The organism is Nakamurella endophytica (genome assembly GCF_014646215.1).
GTDB classification, from domain to species: Bacteria; Actinomycetota; Actinomycetes; order Mycobacteriales; family Nakamurellaceae; genus Nakamurella; species Nakamurella endophytica.
Genome location: NZ_BMNA01000006.1, coordinates 81681 through 105506, shown reverse-complemented (window position 1 = coordinate 105506; position 23826 = coordinate 81681). Strand labels below are relative to the sequence as shown.

The following is a 23826-nucleotide window of genomic DNA, read 5'->3' as shown; positions in this document are numbered from 1 at the left end:
CTCAGTTCTGCGGAGGAACCATGACGACGGTTCACACGCGGCCGGGCACCCCCGCGGCGGGCCGGCCGCTGGGGCGGTGGGCGGCGGCTCTCGGCGGCGTGGTGGCCGTGGCGCTCGCGTTCGCCGTCGCCGAGCTGCTCGCCGCGCTCGGCCAGTGGACGGGGTGGCTGCACGTCCCGTCGTCGCCGCTGGACTCGCTCGGCAGCGGGTTCATCCGGCTGACCCCGGAGTGGCTCAAGAGCCTGGCCGTCCAGCTGTTCGGCACGCACGACAAGGATGCGCTGCGGACCGGCATGGTGGTGGTCATCGTGGCGGTGGCCGCCGGGCTGGGGGTGTGGGCGCGGCGCTCGCGGACCGCGGCGGCGGTCGCCGTCGGGGTGCTGGTCGCGGTGACGCTGGTCGCGGTCTGGGTGCGGGCCGGCGCCACCGCCCTCGACGGCCTGCCGGTGCTGGTCGGTGCCGCCGTGGGACTGGTGGTGCTGTGGCGACTGTTCGCCGGTGTCGCGCGGCCGGCTGCGGCCGGGTCGGCGCCCTCGCCCGCCGATCCCGACCGCGCGGTGGCCGCGGTGGCCGACGCGCCGATCCCGCCGGTCGGGACGGTGCGCCCGGTGGGCCCGGCCGCGGTGCCGGCCGGTCCGCTGCCGGTGCAGCGCCGTGGGTTCCTGCGGATGACGGGGTGGGCGGCGGGCGCCGCCGCGCTGGCCGGGATCGTCGCGCGCTGGGTGCCGAGCGCGGCCAAGGTGCAGGAGAGCCGGGCCGCCACCACCCTGCCCGCACCGGTGTCGCGGCAGGTCATCCCGCGGTCGACCGACATCGACGTCAACGGCGCGACGCCGTACCTCGTGCCGAACCCGGACTTCTACCGCATCGACACCGCGCTGGCGCTGCCCCAGGTGACCACCGCGGAGTGGTCGCTGCGCATCCACGGCATGGTCGACCGGCCGCTGACCATCGGTTGGAACGACCTGCTGGCCCGGCCGCTGATCGAACGGGCCGTCACCCTGACCTGCGTCTCGAACGAGGTCGGTGGCGACCTGGCCGGCAACGCCCGCTGGCTCGGCGCCCGGCTGGACGCCCTGCTCGCCGAGGCCGGCCCGCAGTCCGGGGCGGACTGCGTGCTGTCGACGAGCAAGGACGGCTGGACCGCGAGCACCCCGCTGGACGTGCTCACCGACGGCCGCGACGCCATCCTCGCCGTGGCGATGAACGGCGAGCCGCTGCCGGTCGAGCACGGGTTCCCGGTCCGCATGGTCGTCCCGGGCCTGTACGGGTACGTGTCCGCGACGAAGTGGGTCGTCGACCTCGAGGTCACCCGCTTCGCCGACGTCACCGCCTACTGGACCGAACGGGGATGGTCCGACCACGGCCCCGTCAAGACCGCCTCCCGGATCGACGTCCCGAAGCACAAGGCGCAGTACGACGCCGGCCACCGCGTGGTCTTCGCCGGCACCGCCTGGGCGCAGCACCGCGGCATCCGCGCCGTCGAGGTGCGGATCGACGACGGCCCGTGGATGGCGGCCGAGCTGGCGGACGCGGTGTCCGCCGACACCTGGCGCCAGTGGCGGTTCGCCTGGACGGCCGTCGAGGGCACGCACCAGCTGCACTGCCGCGCGACGGACGGCACCGGTGCGGTGCAGACGGGCACCGAGACGCCGGTGGTGCCCGACGGGGCCACCGGCTGGGACGCCATCACCTTCGACGTCGTCTGAGGGACGCCGCCGGGCCGGCGGCCTCCCGGATCGGCGCGGTCCGACCCGGTGGACCACGGCGTGCCGCCGGTCACGATCGGGCGACACCGCCCATCCGCGCGGCCGGCGGCGGTGAACCACGGCCGTGACGACCGCACCAGCCGCCGGACGGACCAGACGCCGTGACGACACCGGGCGCCCGTGGCTGCCCGGCCGCTGGGCGGCCGCCGCGGTCGGTCTGGTCGCGGTCGGGGTCACCATCGGCCTCGCCGAGCTGCTGTCCGCGCTGGGTGTGTGGGCCGGTGTGCTGCACGCCGCGTCGTCCCCGGTGACCGCGCTGGGCGGTGCCTTCATCCAGCTCACCCCGGAGTGGCTCAAGGAGTTCGCCATCCGGCAGTTCGGGCAGCACGACAAGGACGCCCTGCGGGTCGGCATGGGTCTGACCCTGGTCCTCGTCGCGCTCCTCGTCGGGCTGGTGGCGCGGCGCAGCCCGCGGACCGCCCTCGCGCTGACCGGCGCGCTCGTCGCCGTCGCCCTGGCCGCGGTGTGGACCCGCACCGGCACCGGGCCGGCCGACGGCGTGCCGGTGCTGCTGGGCGGCGCCGCCGGGGCGGTGCTGCTGGTCCTGGCCTTTCGCCGGACGGTGCCGGCGTCCGGACCGGGCGCGGCCGGGGCGGCCGAGCAGGTGGCGGCGGAGGTGTCCCCGCGGCCCGGTTCCGCGCCGGTCGCCGCCCGCGCGGCCGGCACCGACCGGCGGCACTTCTTCCGGGTGGCCGGCGTCGGCGTCGTCGCCGCGGCGGCGGCCGGAGCGCTCGCCCGGTGGGTGCCGAGCTCGGCGGCCGTCGCCGACAGCCGTGCCCGGTTCCGGGTGCCCGCGCCGGCGGACGCACAGACCGTGCCGGCCGGGACGTCGCTCGGCGTCGAGGGTCAGCAGCCGTGGATCACCCCGACCACCGACTTCTACCGGGTGGACACCGCGTTCGCGGTGCCGTCGCTGACGACCGACGCGTGGCGGCTGCAGGTGCACGGCATGGTGGAGCGGCCGCTCGAGCTCTCGTTCGACGACCTCCTGGCCCGCGAGCAGATCCAGCGCACGATCACCCTGACCTGCGTCTCCAACGAGGTCGGCGGCGACCTGGTCGGCAACGCCACCTGGGTCGGCGCCCGGATCGACGACCTGCTGGCGGAGGTCCGCCCGGCCGCCGGTGCCGACTGCGTGCTCTGCACCAGCGTCGACGGGTTCACCCTCACCGCGCCCCTGTCCGCGCTGACCGACGGCCGGGACGCCCTGCTGGCCGTCGGGATGAACGGGGAACCGCTGCCCGTCGAGCACGGCTTCCCGGTCCGGATGGTGGTCCCCGGCCTGTACGGCTACGTGTCGGCCTGCAAGTGGGTTGTCGACATGAAGGTGTCCACCTTCGCGGCCGAGACGGCCTACTGGACCGCCCGTGGTTGGGCACCCCAGGGCCCCATCCGGCTCTCCTCCCGCATCGACGTCCCCCGCGGCTTCGCGCAGTACCGGGCCGGGGAGCAGATCGTCCTCGCCGGCGTCGCCTGGGCGCAGCAGCACGGCATCCGCGCGGTCCAGCTGCAGGTCGACGACGGCCCGTGGCGGGACGCCGAGCTGGGCGCCGTCCCGTCGGAGGACACCTGGGTGCAGTGGCGCTGGGCGTGGACGGCGACGCCCGGCCTGCACACCGTCCGGGTGCGGGCCGTGGACCGGGACGGCACCGTGCAGGACGAGGCGGTGCGGCCGCCCTTCCCGAGCGGCTCCACGGGCTACGACTCCCGCAGCATCACCGTCTCCTGACCGCCGGCGATCCGCCGGTCCCGCTCCGCACGTCGCGTCGGGGAGGCGCGCCGGCCGCGATCGGTGGTCGCTGCTCGGGTCACGAACCGGTCACGTCTTGCGCCGTCAGGCCTGTCGACCCATCCGGTTCGAGACCGGGCTCGAAACACCAGCAGTCCCCGGAGGTACATCGGGACCTCTTTCCACACACGATCTTTGCGTCCACCGATCGACAGCGGGCGGAGAACGCCCTGCACCCCAAGGAGAACCATGTTCGTCAAGAAGCTGGCCGGCCTGGCCGCCGCCGGATCCCTCGCCGTCGTCCTCGTCGCCTGCGGATCCAGCTCGACAGGGTCGACGTCCACCACCAGCTCGGCCGACTCGTCGAGCAGCATGTCCAGCTCGGCGATGTCGTCCACGTCGTCGATGCCCATGACGGGTTCCGGCGCCATGTCGTCGGGCGCCATGTCGTCCGGCGCCATGTCGTCGGGCATGTCGTCGGGGATGTCGTCGGGCGGGATGTCGTCGGGTATGTCGTCGGGTATGTCGTCGGGCGCCATGTCGGGCGGCGCCGCGGCCGCCGGCCTGGTCGGCCCTGGCTGCGCGGCCTACGCCAAGGCCAACCCCTCGGGCGCCGGGTCCGTCGAGGGCATGGCGCAGGCTCCGGTCGCCGCGGCGGCGTCCAGCAACCCCCTGCTCACGACCCTCGTCGCCGCCGTCTCCGGCAAGCTGAACCCCAAGGTCGACCTGGTCACCACGTTGGACAGCGCCGAGTTCACCGTCTTCGCGCCGGTCGACGCGGCGTTCGCCAAGGTGCCCGCGGCGACGCTGGCCACCCTGAAGACCGACTCCGCGCTGCTGACCAAGATCCTGACCTACCACGTGGTTCCGGGCCGGATCGCGCCCGACCAGATCGTCGGCACGCACAAGACCGTCGAGGGCGGCACCGTGACGGTGACCGGCTCCGGCCAGGACCTCAAGGTCGGCGACGCCTCGGTGATCTGCGGCGGCGTCCAGACCAAGAACGCGACCGTCTACCTGATCGACTCGGTGCTCACCCCGCCGGCCTCCTGACCGGCCGCACCAGGCACCACCCCACGGCCCCGGCGGATCCTCGCCGGGGCCGTGGTCGTCCCCGCTGGTTCGGCCGCTGCCCGCCCGGGTACCGACGGACCCGTGAGGATCGTCGTGCTGGGAGCCAGCGGCAACGTCGGGACGGCCGTGCTCGAGGCCTTCGCCGGGGACGGCCACGACCTGGTCGGCGTGTGCCGCCGGGTGCCGCCGGAGGGAGCGCCGTACGACGGCGCCCGCTGGCAGTCGGTGGATCTGGCCCGGACCACCGCCGACGAGCTGGAGCCGGTGTTCCGCGGTGCGGACGCCGTCGTCAACCTGGTCTGGGCCTTCCAGCCCGCCCGGGACACCGGCTACCTGGAACGGGTCGGCGTCGGCGGGCTGCGGACGGTCCTGGAGGCGGCGCGCCGCGCGGAGATCCCCCACCTGGTCCACATGTCGTCCGTGGGCGCCTACGCCGCCGGGCCGGCGGAGGGCGGCCGGGTGGACGAGAGCTGGCCGACGACCGGGATCCCGACGCTGGCCTACAGCCGGCACAAGGCGGCGGCCGAGCGGCTGCTGGACGCCCACGAGGCGGCCGGCGACCCGCCGGTCATCACCCGGCTGCGGCCCGGCCTCGTCCTGCAGCGCCGGGCCGGCAGCGCACTGCTGCGCTACGGCCTGCCCGCCTTCCTGCCCCGCGCCACCCTGGACCTGGTGCCGGTGCTGCCCCTGGACGAGCGGTTCGCCATCCCGGTCGTGCACACCAGCGACGTCGCTGCGGCCGTGCGCAACGCCGTGCAGCGCGGCGTGGCCGGCGCGTTCAACCTGTCGGCCGACGACCCGATCACCCGGCGGGAGCTGGCGGAGGTGCTGCACGCCGTGCCGGTGGCGGTGCCCCGGCCGGTGGTGCGGGCCGCGGTGGCCGCCGGCTGGACCCTGCGGCTGCACCGGCTCGACCCCGGGTGGATCGACCTGGCGTTCGCCACGCCGCTGATCGACACGACCCGGGCCCGGGAGCACCTCGGCTGGTCGCCGACCTGGTCGGCGCGGGACGCGCTCCGCGACCTGATGATCGGGATGCGGTCCGCGGAGGCCACCGCCAGCCCGGTGCTGCGCCGGCGGACGGTGCTCGGCGAGGCGCTGGACGGGACCCGGCTCGGCCCGATCACCCGGCGCGCCCTGCCCTGAAACGGCACGGCCCCGGCGGTCCGGGCCGGACGGTCAGGACAGCCGGGGCCGCACCTCGTTGTCGAACAGCGTGAGTGCCGAGGCGATCGCCATGTGCATGTCCAGGTACTGGTACGTGCCGAGCCGGCCGCCGAACAGCACGTCGGGCTCCCGGGCCGCGAGTTCGCGGTACCGCTGCAGCACGGCACGGTCCCGCGGGGTGTTCACCGGGTAGTACGGCTCGTCCCCCTCACCGGCCGGCCGCGAGTACTCGCGGACGATGACGGTGCGGTCCGCGGGGTAGTCGCGCTCCGGGTGGAAGTGCCGGAACTCGTGGATCCGGGTGTAGGGGACGTCGACGTCGGCGTAGTTCATCACCGACGTGCCCTGGAAGTCGCCCACCGGCAGCACCTCGGAGCGGAAGTCCAGGGTGCGCCAGCCGAGCCGGCCGGCCGCGTGGTCGAAGAACCGGTCGACCGGGCCGGTGTAGACCACCGGCGTACCGGGCCGGACCGTCGACCGGACGTCGAACCAGTCGGTGCACAGCCGGATCTCGATGCGCGGGTGGTCGGCCATCCGCTGCAGCCAGGCGGTGTACCCGTCGACGGGCAGGCCCTCGTAGCGGTCGCTGAAGTACCGGTTGTCGAAGGTGTACCGCACGGGCAGCCGGGTGATGACCTCGGCCGGCAGGTCGCGGGGATCGGTCTGCCACTGCTTCTGGGTGTACCCCCGGATGAAGGCCTCGTACAGCGGGCGGCCGATCAGCGAGATCGCCCTGTCCTCGAGGTTGTCCGCGGCCCCGGTCTCGATCTCCGCGGCCTGCTCGCGGATCAGCTCGCGGGCCTGCTCGGGCGTCAGCTGGCGGCCGAAGTACTCGCACAGCGTGCCGAGGTTGATGGGCAGCGGGTACACCCGGCCGGCGCTGACGCTGAACACCCGGTGCTGGTAGCCGGTGAAGTCGGTGAACCTGTTGACGTAGCGCCACACCCGCTCGTTCGAGGTGTGGAACAGGTGGGCGCCGTAGCGGTGCACCTCGATGCCGGTCTCGGGATCGCTCTCGGAGTAGGCGTTGCCGCCCAGGTGCGGCCGACGGTCCAGCACCACCACCGTCTTCCCCAGCGATGCGACCTGCTCGGCGACCGTGAGGCCGAAGAAACCGGCGCCGACGACGACCAGATCGGCACCGGACAGGTCGGCGGGATCGCGCAGCGTGGCGGCGGTCATCGGGTCAGCTCCCGGGCCGTCGGACAGGGCGCCGGGACGTCGCAGGTGCGGCACCGTCCCCCGGTGCCGTCGTGCAGCAGCAGTGCGTGTGCGATCCGGGACAGCAGCGGCGCCCGGAGGAAGGGCGTCGCGGAACTCACCGCCGCCTCGGCGACCGCCTCCACGGCCGCCGGCGGGCCGGCCAGCCGGCTGGTCTCGAGCGCCGGGTCCTGGATGCCGGCCACCGCGGCGCCTACGCCGAGCCGGTGGGCGAACTCGAGATCGCCTGCGAGTGCAGACGTGTCGGGGTGCGCCGCACCGTCGAGGCGTGCGTGGGCGCCGCCGCCGAGCGCGGCACCGACCGTGTCATCAGCGGTTCCACCAACCGTGCCACCAGCGGTGCCGCCGACCGTGCCACCAGCGGGGCGGATGCGGTCGCCGGTACGCACGTCGTCGTCGAGCGCCGTCACGCACTCACCCCCCGTCGGTCGGTCGCGGCCCGGGTGTCCGTGCGGCACTCCTCGAGCAGCTGGTGCATGGTCTCAGCTATCCGGTCCCACCCCCGCTGTGCCAGCACCGCCGTGGCGCGTCGTCGGCGAGCGGCGGCGGTTCCGGCCACCGCCGAGCGGCACGCCGCGGCGAACGCCACGGCGTCCGTGGCGACGTCGACGACGTCACCGAGGTCGGCGACGACGTCCGCGATCGGGGTCGAGACCACCGGCAGTCCGGCGGCCAGGTACTCCAGCGACTTGGTCGGGCTGATCGACCGGGTCGCCTCGTTGAGCGCGAACGGCATCAGGGCGACGTCGAAACCGGCCATCACCGCCGGCAGCTCGGAGTAGGAGGCCGGCCCGGCGTAGCAGAGGTTGGGCGCCGCCGGCAGATCCGCAGGGTCGATCTTGGCCACCGGCCCGACCACCCGGATCTCCCAGTCCGGCAGCTCGCGGGCCAGGCCGGCCAGCAGGTCCAGGTCGAGTCGCTCGTCGACGACGCCGACATAGCCGGCCACCGGCCGCGGGTGCGGTGCCCGCAGCGCCCGCGAGGCGGCGTAGTGCCCGGTGTCCACCCCGCTGGGGAACAGGTGCACGTCCCTGGTGCGCTGCGCGCGGACGCCGCGGTCCAGCGACCGGCCACCGGTGAACACCAGGTCCGCCTCCGTCAACGCCCGCCGGTGCGCCAGCTTCAGGCCGGCGGGCGCCGACTGGAACGCCGCCAGGTCGTCCATGACGTCGAAGACCAGCCGACCCGGGGCGAGCGCGCGGGCCGTCTCCAGCGCCATCGGGGTGTACAGCCAGACGTCCGGATCGGGCTGCTCGGCACCGGCGGCACCGTCGGTACCGGTGACCAGGGCCGACAGCAGCTCGCCGTAGCAGGCGGTGCCGTCGGCACCGAAGGTCAGGTGCTCCGTCGGACAGCCGCCGGGTGGCACTTCCAGCCGGACCCGAACGATGCCGTCCCGCTCCTCGTGCCGGAGGGTCGGCTCCCCGACCGGTCCGGCGACGGGTTCCTCGACGAACCAGGTGCGGGCACCCGCGGCGGCGCGGGTCCGCGCCATCCGCGAGACCAGGTGCTGCGGTCGCTGCCAGACCCAGTCCCAGCGGAGGTGGGACAGCACCACGAGATCGGATGTGCGACTGCCGATCCGGGCAGCGGGGAGGGCGTTCGGCTCCGCCGCGGCGGTCGACAGCCTGGATGTCGCGGGGGTGGGTGTCATCGCAGGGACCTCTCGGGGACTGAGCTCGGCACCGGGCGTGGCTCGGTTCGACACGGGGATCGGTGGGTGGAGTTCGTCGACCGGCGGATCCTGGAACGACCAGCCGCTCATGGCCGGCCCGTACCCGGAGAGCTGGCTGGCGCACGGCTCCTGCAGGCGGTAGGCGGGCAGGTCCGCGGACGGCCGCCCGGCGGCGGCCAGGGCCCAGGCCCTGGTCATGCTGGTGGCGCGGCGGCCGCCCGCGGAGTCGATGCTCCAGACCCCGACGGGGTCCACACGGCGGCCCGGTCGGGCCAGCAACGAGTCCCAGTCGCAGGAGTCGACCTGCGGGAACCAGCACAGGCCGCGCAGGTCGACGCCGCGGGCGACGGCGTCCTCGTACTCCTGCAGCACGTACTTGAGCCAGGACGCCCGGTCGGACGGGAAGCCGCGGATGTTGGTCTCGGTGAGCAGCACCGGTCGCCGGTACCGCTCGGCGTAGTACTGCGCCACGGCGGCGAAGCCGATGGGGTGCGGCGGTGGCGCGTGACCGCCACGCTCGTCGTAGAACCACTCGGAGTGGCAGTAGTAGTCCAGTCCCAGCACGTCGACCGGTGCGGGTTCCAGGTCCAGCAGCGACGCGCCGCCGGACCGGCGCAGGGTCTGCAGGTACGGCCGGTCGCCGCGCAGGTCGTGGCCGAGCACCAGGTCGAGGACCACGTGCCGCCGGTCGTTGGCCATCGCCGCGTGCGCGTGGCCGTCGCGCACCCCGCGGTGGTGCTCGGCGGTGTCCACCCACACGTGCACCGCGTCCGGCAGGGCCTGGGCGTACCAGCGGGACAGCTCGCCGACGGCGGGCAGCACCGAGGTCAGCAGCCCGGCGAAGCCGTCGTCGCCACGGTGGTACGGCGGCCAGAGCGCCTCGTGGCCGGCCAGGAACAGGGTGGCGAACGGCTCGTTGAAGACCGTGTAGGCCAGCAGCCACGGGTACCGGTCGGCGACCGCCCGGCCGTAGCGGACGAACGCCGCCCCGAACCGCGGGTCGGCGAAACCTCCGGTGATCCACCGCGGATAGCTGGTGTGGTGCACCAAATCGGCGACGACCACGGCGCCCTGGTCCCGCAGGTGGCCCAGGATCCGGTCGGGCTCGGCCCAGTCGAACCGGCCGGTCTCCGCCTCGATCCGCGGCCAGCGGAGCGGGTAGCGGAAATGACGAACGCCGGCGGCCAGCACCGCGTCGACGTCGTCCCGCCACCGGGTGGTGTGGCCGGTCAGCTCGGCGACGTCCACGCCGTGGGCCGGCAGGTGGGTGCTCTCGAAACCGGCGACGATGCTGCGCGCGCCGGCGGGGAAGACCTGGTCGATCGAGAGGGCACCGGGAGCGGCGGTCACCGTCCGGCCCAGGGCCGCGGCTGCCGAGCCACCTGCCCGGAGTCCACCACGTCAGTCCGCCCGGCCGGAGGCGCGACCGCCCGTCCCGGACCGGATGCACGGGGACGAGTCGAACACGGCGACCTCCTGCGGCGGCCGCCGGACCGGGACGCCACGCTTTGACGCCCACCCAGGCCCGGTCCCGCCGATCGGCGCGACCACCTACATCTGTGCCGGAGATTCCCGCACCGTGGCGCGCCAAACGGCGACGCCCGGTCGGCGTGCGGTGGACCGGCGTCGCGGCCGCCGAGGGACACCGACCGACACCGACCGACACCGACGGCCACACCACCCGCGGACGCGGGCCCGTGCCGGGGTCCGACCGGCCGCCGGGTCAGCCCTGGGCGCCGCCGTTGTGCGCGCGGAGGTAGTCCATCAGGGCGTCCTCGGGCAGCGGCCGGCTGTAGTGGTATCCCTGCACCAGCCCACAGCCGTACCCGCGCAGGGTGGTGGCCTGCTCCGGCGTCTCGACGCCCTCGGCGATGACCGACAGGCCCATGCCCTCGCCGATGGCGACGATGCCGCGGGCGACCGCCGCGGAGGCCTGATCGGTCAGGATGCCGGCGACGAAGCTGACGTCGATCTTCAGGATGTCCACGGGCAGCTCGGTGATCCGGCTCAGGCTGCTGTAGCCGGTGCCGAGGTCGTCGATCGCCACCATGACGCCGTGCTCCCGAAGGCGCAGCAGGTCCTTGCGCAGCGAGTCGGCCAGCAGCGGCATGTGGGTCTCGGTCAGCTCCAGGACGAGCTGCGCCGGCGGCAGCCCGTGCGCTTCCAGCTCGGCCAGCACGTCGTCGTGCAGGTTGCCGGACTCAAGCTGCCGTCCCGAGACGTTCACGTGCACCGGCGGCGCCGCCGGCCCGAGCGCGCGGACCCAGTCGCCGGCCATCCGGCAGGACTCCGACAGCGCCCGGCGACCCATCGCCAGGATGTGGTCGCCGCTCTCCGCGACGTCCAGGAACTCACCCGGGCCCAGCACCCCGCGGTCCGGGTGACGCCACCGGATCAAGGTCTCCACCGCCGCCACCCGGCCGGAGTCCACATGGTGCACCGGCTGCCCGACGAAGAAGAACTCGTCGCGGGCCACCGCCTCGGTCAGCTCCCGCTGCAGCCGCAGGGTGCGGGCGGCCCTGGCCGAGCGCGCGGCGTGGTCCGGGTCGTCCACACCGCTGACCCGGATCCGGTCGCGGCCCGCGTCCTTGGCGCGGTACATGGCCTGGTCCGCCGCGTTGAGCAGCTGCGCGGCCGTGGACGTGCCGTCGGTCTCCGACAGGCAGATGCCGACGCTCGCGCTGAGCCGCAGCACCTGGTTCCCGTGCTGGTACGGGCGGCGGACGGCGTCCAGGATGCGCTGGGCGATGCGCTGGGCCACCGTGACGTCGTCCAGGGTCTCGCACACCACGACGAACTCGTCCCCGCCCAGCCGGGCCACCGTGTCGCCGGGCCGCAGTGCCCGGGTCAGCCGGCCCGCCACCTGCACGAGCACGTCGTCGCCTGCGGCGTGCCCGGCCGTGTCGTTGATCGACTTGAAGCCGTCCAGGTCCAGGTACAGCACGCCGACGGCGTGGCCGGACCGCTTGGCCGACGCCAGGGCGTGCTCGATGCGGTCGGTGAGCAGGATGCGGTTGGGCAGCCCGGTCAGGCCGTCGTGCAACGCCTGGTGCGTCAACCGGGCCTCGGCCTGCCGCCGGGCGGTGATGTCCTCGACCTGCCCGATGAGGTAGGAGTCGGTGGATCCGGCCCGCGGCGTCACGCTGAACTGCACCCACAGGTCCTGCCCGTCGGCGCGGACCCAGTGCCGCTCCGCCGTGGTCTCCGCCGGCTGACCGGCGGCCATGGCGCCGAACCGTTCCACGTGCAGGTGCTTCTCCTCGTCGGCGGTCAGGTCGACCACCCGCATCTGCAGCAGCTGCTCCTCGGAGTAGCCGGTCAGCCGGCACAGTGCCGCGTTGACCTGGGAGAAGCGGCCGACGTCGGAACCCAGGCGGATGAGCATCATCCCGTTCGGGGCGTACCGGAACATGTCCTGGAACCGCGACTCGCTCTCCCGGAGGGCCTGCTCGGCGGCCAGCCGTTCGGTGATGTCGGTGCCGACCAGGATGAAACCGCCGGTCGTCCCGCCCGGTCCGGGCATCGCGGTCACCGACACCTCGACGCAGCGCCGGCGGCCGTCCCGCGTCCGCAGGGTCCACCGGCGGGTCTCGGCCTCCCCGGTGGCCGCCCGGGCCAGCACCACGGGGTGACCCGCTGGCAGCCCCGATTCCCCGGCGCGCTCGGCGAGCTCGTCGGGGTCGTGGAGGCGTTCGTGCGAGGTGCCCAGCACGTCGTCCTCGAGCCACCCGAGCATGCGCTCGGCACCGCGGTTGAAGACGGTGATCCGCCCCCGCGGATCGGTGGCGACGATCGACTGCTGGGTGGCCGCGTCGAGCACACCGGCGAACAGGTCCCGCGACCGCCGCAGGTCCCGGGCCGCCTGGCGGATCTCGGTGACGTCCTGGATGCTGCCGGTCAGCTTGACGACGGTCCCGGCGGCGTCCCGTTCGGCAAGCCCGCGGACGGACATCTCGCGGACGGATCCGTCCGCACGCAGGACGCGGTGCTCGAGCTCGATGTCCTCGCCGGTCTCCGCCGCCCGCAGGACGTGCGTCCTGCTGCTGTCCCGGTCCTCGTCGACGACCATCGACATGTACCGATCGAAGTCGGCCGGCGACGTCGCCGGATCGAGACCGACCAGCCGGTGCACCTGTTCGGACCAGTACATGTGCCCGGTGCGCAGGTCCCAGGACCAGTCCCCGACCCGGGCGAGCTCCTGGGCGGCCCGCAGGATCCGTTCGCGCTCCCGCACGCGGGCGGTGAGGACGGCCACCGACGCCTCCGCCTGCACGCGCAGGGCGGTCTGCTCGGCCAGCCGCCCGCGCAGGTCGGCCAGCGGGTCGCCACCGCCGTCCGCGGACTGCTGACCCACCGCTCGGGCCGGCGGGAGGGCGGCCGGGATGGGGACCCGGGCCGCCGGAACGACGACGTCGGCCTGCGGGCGGGAGGGACGATGAGCCACGCTGCGCCGCCCCTTTCCGCCCCGTCGGGCCGGTGCCGACCACCGGCGCCTCGGAATCAGCGTAAACGAGCTGTAATCGCGTAGATACGCACGGCGAATATTGCGCCCGATCGTGCGGCGGGCTTTTCTCCCGGGTCCGTCCGTGGCCGGTCGAACGGGTGATGGGATGGCGACGGGCCACCCGTCGGGCCGGCGATCGGGCCGTGCGAGCATCGACAGCCGTGACGGATTCCGTGGACCCGCAGGTGGAGTGGGTCGTCTTCGACCTCGGTGACGTGGTGCTCGCCCACAGCCAGGCCTTCGCGACGCTGGCCGGGCTGCTCGCCGCGGATCCGGGCCGCCTGGAGGCGGCCTACGAGGTGGGCCGCCGCGGGTACGAAACGGATTCCGATCCCGCGCGGTACTGGACCGGCGTGGCCCGCCACCTCGGCCTGCCGGAACCGGAGCCCGAGGTCGTCCGGGCGCTGGTCGAGGCCGACGACCGGGGATGGAACGTCGTGCACCCCGATGTCTGGCGGCTCGTCGAGGACCTCCGCGACGCGGGCGTCCGGCTGGCCGTGCTGTCCAACGCGCCGGCGTCCATGGGCCGGATCGTGGAGTCGTCCGACTGGTCCACCGCCTTCGAGTACCTGCTGTTCTCCGGTGACCTCGGCATCATCAAGCCGGACCCGGCGATCTTCGCCGAGCTGCTGCGCCGGCTGGGGGCGCAGCCGTCCCGGGTGGCGTTCGTCGACGACCGACCGGACAACATCGAGGGCGCCCGGACAGCCGGCATTCACGGCATCGGGTTCACCGACGCCGACAGCGCCCGCGCGGACCTGCGGCGGCTGGGTCTGCCCGTCTGATCCGAGCGGCGCGACGGGCGGTGCCGGGCGCACCCGGCGTGACGCGGGCGCCGGTGCCGGGCGGACGGGCGGTGCCGGGCGGACGGTGCCGGGCGGACGGGCGGTGCCGCAGGGCCCGCCCGTCCGCGGCGGGTGGTCAGCGGTGCGAGCGGACCTGCCGGCGGTTGGCGGTGATCGCGCCGACCGCGTAGACGCCACCGGCGATGACCGCGACCCAGAACACCGCCTTGACCAGGAAGCCGAGCACGGCGCCGACCAGCCCGATGGCCAGCCACGCCAGGACCACCAGGCCGATGATCTTCAGAACCCTGTCCATCGGTACTGCTCCCTCTGCCGCGTGTGCGGCCTCCTGCCGGCAAGCCTGCCGGGTCGGCGGGCTGGCCGGGCGCCGCGGGGTCGGTCCCCGGGCGGTGCGGGCGCCCGCTCGACCCGGCAAGCCTGCCGGGTCGGCGGGCTGGCCGGGCGCCGCGGGGTCGGTCCCCGGGCGGTGCGGGCGCCCGCTCGACGTCCACGATGCCGGGACGGACCGTCGCGGCGCCTCGGTGGCCGACCCTGAACCTCGTCGGGGTCTCCCCCGGTCCCTCCCGGGTCGGGCGCCGATCCGGGCGCCCGTCCCCGGGCGTCCCCCGGCATCGCACGGGCATCGCACCGGCACTGCACCGGCACTACACCGGCACTGGACCCGCACTGGACCGGCACGGAACCGCGCCGCACCGGCACGCGACCGGCGGTCAGCCGCCCGCCGACAGGTAGCGGCCGAGCGCGGCGAGCCCACCGTCGATGGTCTCGGCCGAGCCGGCGAAGCTCAGGCGCACGAAGCGGTGCCCGGCCACCGGGTCGAAGTCGACCCCCGGCGCCAGCGCCAGGCCGACGGTGTCCAGCAGTTCGCGGGCCAGCACGGCGGAGTCGTCGGTGAGGCCGGACACGTCCGCGTACGCGTAGAAGGCGCCGTCCGGTGGTGCCGTGGTGGCCACGCCCAGGGCGCGCAGGCCGTCCAGCAGCAGGTCGCGCTGCGACCCGTAGCGGGCGACGTGCCGGTCGCACTCGTCGTACGCCTCGAAGGCGTGGACCGCGGCGTACTGGGCCAGCGCCGGCGGGCAGATGGCCAGGTTGCCGGCCAGCCGGTCGACCGCGTCGACCAGCTCGGTGGGCAGCAGCAGCCAGCCGATCCGCCACCCCGTCATGCAGAAGTACTTGGAGAACGAGTTGACCACGATGCCCTCGCGCGCGGTCTCCCACGCGGACCGGGCCGGCTCGGCGAACGTGATGCCGTGGTAGATCTCGTCGGAGACCAGGCGCACCCCGGTGTCCCGGCAGTGCGCGGCCAGCGCCGCGAGCTGGGCGCCGGTGACCATGGTCCCGGTCGGGTTGGCCGGGGAGGCCAGCACCAGGCCCGCGAGCTCCGCGCCGGCGACCTGCTCGACGGTGGGCTGGTAGCGGGCGTCCGCGTCGCACGGCAGCTCGACCACCTGGCAACCGAGCGCCTGCAGCATGTTGCGGTAGGCCGGGTAGCCGGGGCGGGCCAGGCCGACGCGGTCGCCGGCGTCGAAGGCGGCCAGGAAGGCCAGCAGGAATCCGCCGGACGAGCCGGTGGTGACGAACACCTGTCCCGGGTCGACGTCCAGGCCGTAGCGGTCGCGGTAGTGGCCGGCGATGGCCTGTCGCAGCTCCGGGATCCCCGCGGTGGGCGTGTAGCCGAGCAGGTGCCCGTCGAGGAACCGGCGGGCGGCGTCCCGCACCGGCGCCGGCGCCGGCGTGGAGGGCTGGCCGGCGGTCAGGTCCCACACCGGCCGCCCGGTGCGGGCCCGGTCGGCCGCGGCCGCCAGCACCCGCATGACGTGGAAGGGCGCCACCGTGGAGCGGGCGGACGCCAGGGCCTGCGAGGCGGTCATGGCAGCCATCGTGCCGTGCCCGCGCGGCCCGTTCGACGGGCCTGCCTCCGCCGCTCGCGCTGCGGGGCCGCCGCAGTGACCGGCGGCCGCCGTCCCCGCGCGCGGGCGGTGTCCGGGGGCGCGATTCAGGTCAGGCCGGCCAGGAAGCCGGCCAGCACGGCGGTCAGCTGGTCCGGGTTCTCCTCGGCCATGTGGTGTCCGCTGTCGATGCGCTGCCCGGTGATCGGTCCGGACGCCCAGGACCGCCAGATGGCGGTGGGGTCGCCGTGGATCTGCTCCAGGTCGTCGTGGACCGACCACGCCACCAGCAGCGGGCAGTCGACCGTCCGGCCGTCCCTGCGGGTCTGCCGGTCGTGCTCGAGGTCCACGGACAGGCCGGCGCGGTAGTCCTCGATCATCGCCCGCACGGTGAGCGGGTCGTGCAGCGCCGCGGCGACGTAGTCGTAGTTCTCCGCGCCCATCGCCCGCCGCAGGTCGGGACCGAGCCCGTACCAGGCGTCCGGATCCGCGGTGACCACCCGCTCGGCGTGCGGCGAGCCGGCGTAGAAGAACCAGTGCCACCACAGCGTGGCGAACCGGGCGTGGGTGCGCTCCGCCGACTCCAGCAACGGAATCCCGTCGAGGATGCCCAGGCCGGTCACCCGCGGGGCGTGGTCCAGGGCGGTCCGGTACGCCACCCCCTGCCCGCGGTCGTGGCCGACCACCGCGAACCGCGGCTGCTCGAAGTGGTCCATCAGCGCGGCGACGTCCTCGGCCATGGCCCGGTCGGAGTACGTCGAGTGGTCGGGCAGCGGGTCGGGTTTGGACGACCGGCCGTAGCCGCGCAGGTCCGGGCACACGACGAACCAGCCCTGCGCGGCCAGCGCCGGCGCGACCCGGCACCAGGTGGTGTGCGCCCGGGGGTGCCCGTGCAGCAGGACCACCGCGGGTCCGGACCCGCCGGACCGGCCGTGCAGCGTCTGGCCCGTGGGCAACGACACGTGCCACTCGGTGAAGCCGTCGAACATGGCGCTCACCCTGCCGCACGGCGCGAAGGACGAGCCGCCGGGCCCGGCCGCGCGTCGAGGTCAGCCCTTGAGGGTCACCGACGTGACCAGCAGGACGACCCAGACCGCGGCGAACACCGGCGGCACCCACCGGAACAAGAGCATGCCGCGCCGCTGGTCGCGTTCCCTGCGCCTGCGGACCTCGTCGCGGAGCGGGGCATCGGCGCCCCGCGTCCGCACGTCGTCCTCGTGCTCGTGGTCCTCGTCCTCGACCTCGCCGAGCCGGTGCGTCCACAGCGCGACCAGACGGGCGGCCGCGTGGATGCCGGGCCAGGCCAGCACGGCCAGCACCAGACCGAGGACGGCCAGGGTGGGCGCGACCAGGACCGCCCACCGGCCGGTGCTGCTCATGGTGGCCGTGTAGGAGATGGTCAGGAACGCCTCCGCGGCCAGCACGGTGTTCACCCGCTGGTGCAGCAGCTCGAGCTCGGTCCGCAGCTCGTCGCGGACGACGGCGACCCTCCGGGCCGGGCCGCCGGGATCCCCGGTCACGCGGGCATCGCTCCCAGCGACCGCTGCAGCTCGGCGGCGAAGACGGCCGGCACCTCGGCCATCGGGAAGTGGCCACCGCGATCCGCGACGTTCCAGTAGCGCAGGTCCCGGAAGCGCTCCTGCACCCACGAGCGGGGGAACCGCTCCATGTCCGCGGGGAAGACGGTGACCGCCGAGGGCACCTGCACCGGCTCCGCGCCGCGGTCGGCCGGGAAGTTCTCCCAGTAGAACCGCGCGGACGACGCCCCGGTGCCGGTCAGCCAGTACAGCGTGACCAGGTCCAGGATCTCGTCGCGGCCGACGGCGTCCTCGACCGACCCCTGGTGGTCGGTCCACAGGTGGAGTTTGTCCAGGATCCACGCCAGCTGCCCGACGGGCGAGTCGACCAGCGCGTATCCGATGGTCTGCGGTCGGGTGGACTGCTGCAGCGAGTAGCCGCCGCCCTCCCGCCAGAAGCGTCGGGTGTCGGCCACCCAGCGCCGCTCGGTCTCGGTCAGCGTCGGCGAGCCGCCCTCCGGCTCGCGGACGTACGGGGTGAAGGTGTGCAGCCCGGCGACCAGGTCGGGGTGACGGCTGCCCAGGGCGGCCGTCACCCGGCCACCCCAGTCACCGCCGGCGGCCAGGAAGCGCCGGTAGCCCAGGCGTCGCATCAGCACGGCCCAGGCGTCGGCGGTGCGCTCCACCGTCCAGCCCGGCCGGTCGGGGCGGCCGCTCCAGCCGAAGCCCGGCAGCGACGGCGCGACGACGTGGAACGCCGGGGTGTCCCTGGACGGTGGGTCGGTGAGCAGGTCGACCACCGCCAGCGGCTCCAGGACGGAGCTGGGCCAGCCGTGGGTCAGCACCAGCGGGCGGGCGTCCGGCCGCGGGGACCGCACGTGCAGCAGATGCACGTCGAGCCCGTCGATCACGGTGTGGGCCTGGCCGTGGAGGTTGAGCCGGTCCTCGACCCGGCGCCAGTCGTAGTCACCCGCCCAGTGCTGCACCAGCTCGGTGACGTACTGCAGCGGCGGGCCCTGCGCCCAGGCGCCGGGGCCGCCGGGAGCGGTCACCGTCTCCCGCTCGGGCAGGCGGCTGCGGCGCAGCCGTCCGCGCAGGTCGTCCAGGTCGGCTTCGGGGACCCGCAGGTGGAAGGGACGCACGCGCTCCGCATCGGTCATCGCCGTCCTCGCTTCCGGTTGGTCGTCCCCGGGCATGCTCCTCCTGCCGGTGCGCCGGTGCGGCCCGGCTCGCTGCGATCGGGCCCGCTCACGATCCGGCCGGTCCGGCGAGCTCGAGCGCCCGCCGGATGCCCCAGAGGTAGTCGGCCGGCCGTTCCCAGGCTGCGAAGTGGCCGCCCTGGTCGAACTCCCGCCAGTCGGCGACCCGGAAGAACCGCTCGGCGAACGGGCGCGGCGCGTTGACCAGGTCCCGGGGGAACAGGGTGAACACCGTCGGCGCGTCGACCCGCGGCCAGTCCTTGGCCTCGCCCGCCGCGTAGGGCGCGAAGGACGTGCCGATCGCGCCGCTCACCCAGTACGCCGTCACCCAGGTCAAGGCCTCGTCGAGGTCCCAGGCGTCGGTGAGGACGCCGTCGCAGTCGCTCCACCGCACGAGCTTCTCGACGATCCAGGCGGCGAGACCCGCGGGCGAATCCCCCAGCCCGACGGCCAGGGTGTCCGGCCGGGTGGACTGCTCGTGCGAGTAGCCGCCCTCGGCCGCCTGCCAGCGCTCGCCGCGCTCGACGTACCGCCGTTCCTCGTCGGACAGTCCGGTCGGGCGGTCCCGCAGGAAGTGCAGCTGCGAGACGTCCGTCAGGTGGAGGGCCGCGACCAGCTCCGGGTGCCGTGCCGCCAGGGCCTCCGCCACGTCGCAACCGACGTCGCCGGCCGAGACGACGGCACGGTCGATGCCCCACTCGGTCAGGGCGTCGGCCACGGCATCGGCCATCGCCACGGTCGACAGGCCGCCCCCCTGGACCGGGGCGGCGAACGGGTAGCCGGGCAGCGCGGGCACGACCGCGGTGACGTCGGCGAGCAGGGGCAGCACCCGCTCGAACCGCAGCACCGAGTCCGGCCAGCCGTGCAGCAGCACCACCACCGGCGCGTCGCCGGGGGCCCGGGCGACGATCGACCGCACCGGCACCGCGGTGTGCTCGGTCTGCACCCACGGGTACGCGGCGATGCGGTGCTCCTGCACCGACCAGTCGAACCTCGTGCGCCAGTGGTCGAGCAGGCGGTGCAGGTCCGGCTCCGGCAGGCCCGGCCAGGCGCCGAGCCCGGCGCGCGGGACCGGCCGGAACCGGGCCAGCCGGTCGACGAGGTCCTCGATCACCTCGGGACCGGTACCGATCAAGGTGTTCTCTGGCACGACTCCTCCTCGCTGGGACGTCCGCGGGCAGCTGGGCCGCCACCCCGTCCAGGCACTGTAACCGGTCTGACAGGTGTTGGACACCCCTCTGACCGGTGTCAGCGTCTACCATGCAGGAGTGGGACGGACGGGACTGACTCCGGCACTGGCCAAGCGCTTCCGCTCGGGGCGGGTGTCGCTGGACTTCGCGCACACCGCCGGCGAGCCGGAACTGGCAGAACCCGAGCTGATCGACGGCGCCCCGGCGCTGCAGCGCTGGCTGTCGCACGTGCTGGACGGCGCCGACGTCCGGGTGGACGCCGACGACGTCGCCGCCGCCCTCCGGTTGCGCACCGCCCTCTGGCAGCTCGTGCACGCCCGCACCCAGGACCGGGACCTGCCCCGCAGGGCCGTGGACACCGTGAACCGGTTCGCCGTCGCAGCCCCGCCGGCCCCCCGGCTGACCCTCGACGGCCACGTCGCGTCGGGCGGCGTCAGCGCGGCGGAGGCGTTGTCGGCGCTGGCCCGGGACGCCATCGACCTCCTCGGCGGCCCGCTGGGTCACCGGATCCGGGTGTGCGCCGGACCGGGCTGCCAGCTCCTGTTCGTGGACGCCTCGCGGCCGGGAACGCGGCGCTGGTGCTCGATGGAGCGGTGCGGCAACCTCGCCAAGGTGCGCACCCACCGAACCGGCCGGGCGGGCGAGTGACCCCCGCTCGACGCTGCGGGTGAGCGGCGCGGACTTCTTGCGCTAGGCGCATGGTGGGCGGCGTGAGCGGCAAGCCCGGGCTAGCGTCGGGCCGTCGGCTCCGCCGGGGAGCCGCATCCGGACAGGAGCCCCGCCATGCAGACCTCCGTCACCGACCTCGGGGACGCCGCACAGTCCCGGGACGTCCGTGACAAGAGCGACGCCACCGACAGGAGCGACACGGTGCCGGGCGGGACCGTCGACGTCGTCGTGATCGGCGGCGGCGCGGCCGGGCTGAACGGCGCACTCATGCTGGCCCGCTCCCGCCGCTCCGTCGTGGTCGTCGACGGCGGCACCCCGCGGAACGCGCCGGCCGACGGCGTGCACGGGCTGCTCGCGCTGGACGGCACGCCACCGGCCGAGCTGTACCGGCGCGGCCGGGACGAGGTGCGGCGCTACGGCGGCCGCGTGGTGGCGGGCACGGTGGTGTCCGCGGCTCCGGCGCCGCCGCAGGACGGTGACCTGCGCTTCACCGTGACCCTGGCGGACGGCCGGCGGCTCGTCGCCCGCCGGCTGCTCGTGGCGACCGGGGTGCGCGATGTGCTGCCCGACGTGCCGGGGTTGGAGCGGCACTGGGGACGGGGCGTCGTGCACTGCCCGTACTGCCACGGCTGGGAGGTGCGGGACGAGCCGATCGGCATCCTCGCCGCCGGCCCGGCCTCGGTGCACCAGACCCTGCTGTTCCGGCAGCTGAGCCGCGACGTCGTGCTGTTCACCCGCGGGACCGTGCTGGACGCGGACACCCGGGAACGCCTCGACGCCCGGTCGGTCCGGGTCGTGGACCTGCCCGTCCAGGAGGTCGTCGAGGACGCGGGCGGGGGCATCGCCGGCGTGCGGCTCGCCGGCGGTGAGGTGGTGCCCCGACGCGTGCTGGCCGTCGCGACCACGCTGCAGGCCCGCACCGACGGGCTCGACGGGCTGCGGTTGCCGATGGAGGACGCCTTCGGCGGGACCGGGCGTCGCTACAGCTCCGGGATGGCCGGCACGACCGACGTCCCCGGGGTGTGGGTGGCGGGCAACGTCACCGAGCCGTTCGCCCAGGTCGGCGCGTCGGCCGCGGCGGGGGCGCTGGCGGGCGCGCACATCAACGCGGCCCTCGCGACGGCCGACACCGACGCCGCGCTGGCCGCACTGGCCGGGCGGGCCCGGACGGCGTGACGGTCGGGCGCGCGCGGCGACCGCCGGGCGCCGCCCGGTCGGGGTGCCGGGCCGCACGATGACCTCCGGCCGGCGGACGGCCGGAGGTGCCGATCCGTCACAGACGCAGCAGCACGTCCAGGTGCCGGAGGGTGGCGCGCCACAGGTCCGGCCCGAAGGAGACCCGCGCCGCACCGGCGGCCGCGGCGTCGGCCACCGTGATCCGGCCCGCCGCCGGCGTCCACGAACCCAGCAGGTTCACCGCGGCCCCGCCCACGGCGGCGCAGAACCGCGCCGCGGCGGACGGGTCGTGCAGCGAGATCGGGTAGACGCAGTCCGCTCCGGCGGACAGGTACGTCCGGGCCCGGTCGACCGCCTCGGCGAACAGCTCCTCGCCGTCCGCCCCGTCCGCCGCCCGCTCGAAGACGTCGATGCGGGCGTTGACCACCAGCGGCACCCCGGCCGCCTCGGCGGCGTCCCGGACGCCGGCCAGGTAGTCGGCCTGCACCGGCGGATCGGTCAGCCCGGAGCCGCGGTGGTCGGTGTCCTCGAGGTTGCAGCCGACGGCACCGGCGTCGATCAGGGCGGCGACCAGCTCGACCGGCTCCAGACCCCAGCCGGCCTCGGCGTCGACCGTGACCGGGACGTCGACGGCGGCGGCGATCCTGGCCGCCGCGGCGAGCATCTCCGCCGCCGGCGCGATGTCGTCGTCGACGAAACCCAGGCTGCCGGCGACCGCCGCCGAGCTCGTCGCGACGACCGGGAAGCCGGCGTTGTGGACGGCGCGGGCGGACGCGGCGTCCCAGACGTTGGGCAGCACCAGCGGGCGGCCCGGCTCGTGCAGGGCGCGGAGCGCGGAGGCCTCACCGGCCAGGTCGCGGGCGGTCACCGGACCTCCGCCGGGGCGGTGGCGGCCGACGGCAGGGCGATGTGTCCCGCCGCGGCCGCCGCCGCGATGTCGGTGCGGAACTGCGCTCCGCGTAGCGACACCTGGCCGACCAGCTCGTACGCCCGCCGGCGCGCGTCGGCCAGGTCGGTACCGCGGGCGGTGACGGACAGCACCCGGCCGCCGGACGACCGCAGGGTCCCGTCCACGGCGCGCACCGTGCCGGCGTGCAGCACGCCGTCCCGGTCGGCGCCGGTCACCGGGTCGCCGGTGACCGGCGTGCGCGGGTAGTTCTCCGCGGCCACCACCACGGTGACCGCGGATCCGTCCCGCCAGCGCGGCGGTGGCACGGACCCCAGGTCGCCGGTGGCGGCCGCCCGCAGCAGCTCGCCAAGCGGGGACTCCAGCAGCTCGAGCACCACCTGCGTCTCCGGGTCGCCGAACCGGCAGTTGAACTCGATGACCTGCGGTCCGGTCGCGGTGAGCACCAGGCCCGCGTAGAGCAGCCCGCGGAACGGCGTCCCGCGGCGGGCGAGCTCCGCCAGCACCGGGTCGAGCACCGTCCGGCGCACGGTGTCGGCAAGGTCGGCCGGCGCCCAGGACAGCGGCGCGTAGGCGCCCATGCCGCCGGTGTTCGGCCCGGTGTCGCCGTCACCGAGCCGCTTGAAGTCCTGCGCGGGCAGCAGCGGCACGGCCCGCGTCCCGTCGCAGACGGCGAACAGCGAGACCTCGGGACCGGACAGGTACTGCTCGACCAGGACGGGGTGCCCGGCGGCCAGGACGTCCTCGGCGTGCCGGCGGGCCGCCGCCCGGTCGGCGGTGACGACGACGCCCTTGCCGGCGGCCAGGCCGTCGTCCTTGACGACGTACGGGCTGCCGCAGCGGTCGAGCGCCGCGTCGATCCCGGACGGCTCGGTGACCACGACCGCGGCCGCCGTCGCCACACCGGCCGCCGCCATCACGTCCTTGGCCCACCGCTTGGAACCCTCGATGGCCGCGGCGGCCGCCGTCGGCCCGAACACGGCGATGCCGCGGCGGTGGAGCTCGTCGGCGGCGCCGGCGACCAGCGGCACCTCGGGCCCGACGACGACCAGGTCGACGCCGAGCCGCTCGGCCAGGTCGGCGACGGCGACCGGGTGCCCGACCGCGACGTCGTGCTGCGTGGCCAGCTCGGCGGTCCCGCCGTTGCCCGGGGCGACGTCGAGCCGGTCGACCCCGGGGTCGCGCGCGAGGGCACGCAGCAGGGCGTGCTCCCGGGCTCCGGACCCGATCACCAAGACGTGCACCAGGGGAGGGTAGCGGCGGCCGCCGACAGCCCTCGCCACCACGATCCGCCCGGCGTCGCGGGCGAACGGCCGGTCCCTGGCACGCTGCCG

Annotated in this window: 20 protein-coding genes; 7 read left to right on the top strand and 13 right to left on the bottom strand. The window is 75.1% G+C overall.

Going from position 1 to position 23826, the window contains the following annotated elements; translation table 11 throughout:
- Window positions 1-20 precede the first annotated feature (20 nt).
- On the top strand, window positions 21-1709 hold the full coding sequence (locus IEY37_RS15275) for a molybdopterin-dependent oxidoreductase (protein WP_188943042.1): 1689 nt from the start codon (window positions 21-23) through the stop codon (window positions 1707-1709).
- 124 nt (window positions 1710-1833) lie between these two features.
- Entirely contained in the window at window positions 1834-3498 is a 1665-nt protein-coding gene (locus tag IEY37_RS15270; RefSeq protein ID WP_229674482.1) for a molybdopterin-dependent oxidoreductase, read from the top strand.
- Here the strand turns inward: IEY37_RS15270 and IEY37_RS22205 are convergent.
- A complete protein-coding gene (locus IEY37_RS22205; RefSeq protein ID WP_229674481.1) occupies window positions 3468-4037 on the bottom strand; it encodes a hypothetical protein in 570 nt (189 codons plus the stop codon). The two genes, IEY37_RS15270 and IEY37_RS22205, sit on opposite strands and share 31 nt — an antisense overlap.
- Here IEY37_RS22205 and IEY37_RS22200 point away from each other — a divergent pair.
- Window positions 3958-4551, top strand: a complete 594-nt coding sequence (locus tag IEY37_RS22200; RefSeq protein WP_373298363.1) for a fasciclin domain-containing protein — start codon at window positions 3958-3960, stop codon at window positions 4549-4551. The two genes, IEY37_RS22205 and IEY37_RS22200, sit on opposite strands and share 80 nt — an antisense overlap.
- A gap of 102 nt (window positions 4552-4653) precedes the next feature.
- Window positions 4654-5718 (top strand): NAD-dependent epimerase/dehydratase family protein, encoded by a 1065-nt coding sequence (locus tag IEY37_RS15260; protein WP_188943038.1) that lies wholly within the window; start codon window positions 4654-4656, stop codon window positions 5716-5718.
- Window positions 5719-5751: 33 nt separating this feature from the next.
- Here the strand turns inward: IEY37_RS15260 and glf are convergent, their stop codons facing one another.
- The 4 genes from glf to IEY37_RS15240 all read right to left on the bottom strand — a co-directional run bounded on the left by glf (window position 5752) and on the right by IEY37_RS15240 (window position 13079).
- Window positions 5752-6921 (bottom strand): UDP-galactopyranose mutase, encoded by a 1170-nt coding sequence (glf, locus tag IEY37_RS15255; RefSeq protein ID WP_188943036.1) that lies wholly within the window; start codon window positions 6919-6921, stop codon window positions 5752-5754.
- The gene (locus IEY37_RS15250; protein ID WP_188943034.1) at window positions 6918-7370 is read right to left on the bottom strand and encodes a hypothetical protein; all 453 of its coding nucleotides are present in this window, start codon (window positions 7368-7370) and stop codon (window positions 6918-6920) included. Before IEY37_RS15250 ends, glf begins: the two co-directional genes overlap by 4 nt.
- Complete coding sequence (locus IEY37_RS15245) at window positions 7367-9985, bottom strand: glycosyltransferase (RefSeq protein ID WP_188943032.1); 2619 nt, start codon at window positions 9983-9985, stop codon at window positions 7367-7369. Before IEY37_RS15245 ends, IEY37_RS15250 begins: the two co-directional genes overlap by 4 nt.
- Before the next feature lie 373 nt (window positions 9986-10358).
- Entirely contained in the window at window positions 10359-13079 is a 2721-nt protein-coding gene (locus IEY37_RS15240; RefSeq protein ID WP_188943030.1) for a sensor domain-containing protein, read from the bottom strand.
- Window positions 13080-13300: 221 nt separating this feature from the next.
- Between IEY37_RS15240 and IEY37_RS15235 the strand changes: the two genes are divergently transcribed.
- Complete coding sequence (locus IEY37_RS15235) at window positions 13301-13924, top strand: HAD family hydrolase (RefSeq protein WP_188943028.1); 624 nt, start codon at window positions 13301-13303, stop codon at window positions 13922-13924.
- A gap of 136 nt (window positions 13925-14060) precedes the next feature.
- On the opposite strand, the gene IEY37_RS15230 is transcribed toward IEY37_RS15235, so the two are convergent.
- The 6 genes from IEY37_RS15230 to IEY37_RS15205 all read right to left on the bottom strand — a co-directional run bounded on the left by IEY37_RS15230 (window position 14061) and on the right by IEY37_RS15205 (window position 19700).
- Complete coding sequence (locus IEY37_RS15230) at window positions 14061-14240, bottom strand: hypothetical protein (protein WP_188943026.1); 180 nt, start codon at window positions 14238-14240, stop codon at window positions 14061-14063.
- A 415-nt stretch (window positions 14241-14655) separates the two neighbouring features.
- On the bottom strand, window positions 14656-15816 hold the full coding sequence (locus tag IEY37_RS15225; protein ID WP_188943024.1) for a pyridoxal phosphate-dependent aminotransferase: 1161 nt from the start codon (window positions 15814-15816) through the stop codon (window positions 14656-14658).
- Window positions 15817-15941: 125 nt separating this feature from the next.
- On the bottom strand, window positions 15942-16823 hold the full coding sequence (locus IEY37_RS15220; protein ID WP_188943159.1) for an alpha/beta fold hydrolase: 882 nt from the start codon (window positions 16821-16823) through the stop codon (window positions 15942-15944).
- Window positions 16824-16883: 60 nt separating this feature from the next.
- The gene (locus tag IEY37_RS15215) at window positions 16884-17354 is read right to left on the bottom strand and encodes a RipA family octameric membrane protein (protein WP_188943023.1); all 471 of its coding nucleotides are present in this window, start codon (window positions 17352-17354) and stop codon (window positions 16884-16886) included.
- Window positions 17351-18511, bottom strand: coding sequence for an epoxide hydrolase family protein (locus IEY37_RS15210; RefSeq protein WP_188943021.1), 1161 nt, complete (start codon window positions 18509-18511; stop codon window positions 17351-17353). Before IEY37_RS15210 ends, IEY37_RS15215 begins: the two co-directional genes overlap by 4 nt.
- An 88-nt stretch (window positions 18512-18599) precedes the next feature.
- Window positions 18600-19700 (bottom strand): epoxide hydrolase family protein, encoded by a 1101-nt coding sequence (locus IEY37_RS15205; protein WP_229674479.1) that lies wholly within the window; start codon window positions 19698-19700, stop codon window positions 18600-18602.
- Between the two features lie 118 nt (window positions 19701-19818).
- Between IEY37_RS15205 and IEY37_RS15200 the strand changes: the two genes are divergently transcribed.
- Together IEY37_RS15200 and IEY37_RS15195 are read left to right on the top strand one after the other, a co-directional pair.
- Window positions 19819-20388 (top strand): CGNR zinc finger domain-containing protein, encoded by a 570-nt coding sequence (locus IEY37_RS15200; protein ID WP_188943019.1) that lies wholly within the window; start codon window positions 19819-19821, stop codon window positions 20386-20388.
- Window positions 20389-20523: 135 nt separating this feature from the next.
- On the top strand, window positions 20524-21585 hold the full coding sequence (locus IEY37_RS15195; RefSeq protein WP_188943017.1) for an NAD(P)/FAD-dependent oxidoreductase: 1062 nt from the start codon (window positions 20524-20526) through the stop codon (window positions 21583-21585).
- A gap of 97 nt (window positions 21586-21682) precedes the next feature.
- On the opposite strand, the gene IEY37_RS15190 is transcribed toward IEY37_RS15195, so the two are convergent.
- Together IEY37_RS15190 and purD are read right to left on the bottom strand one after the other, a co-directional pair.
- Window positions 21683-22453 carry an isocitrate lyase/PEP mutase family protein gene (locus IEY37_RS15190; RefSeq protein WP_229674478.1) on the bottom strand — a complete coding sequence of 257 codons (771 nt, stop codon included), beginning with the start codon at window positions 22451-22453 and terminating at the stop codon, window positions 21683-21685.
- On the bottom strand, window positions 22450-23736 hold the full coding sequence (gene purD, locus IEY37_RS15185) for a phosphoribosylamine--glycine ligase (protein WP_188943015.1): 1287 nt from the start codon (window positions 23734-23736) through the stop codon (window positions 22450-22452). Before purD ends, IEY37_RS15190 begins: the two co-directional genes overlap by 4 nt.
- Between the last annotated feature and the right edge of the window lie 90 nt (window positions 23737-23826).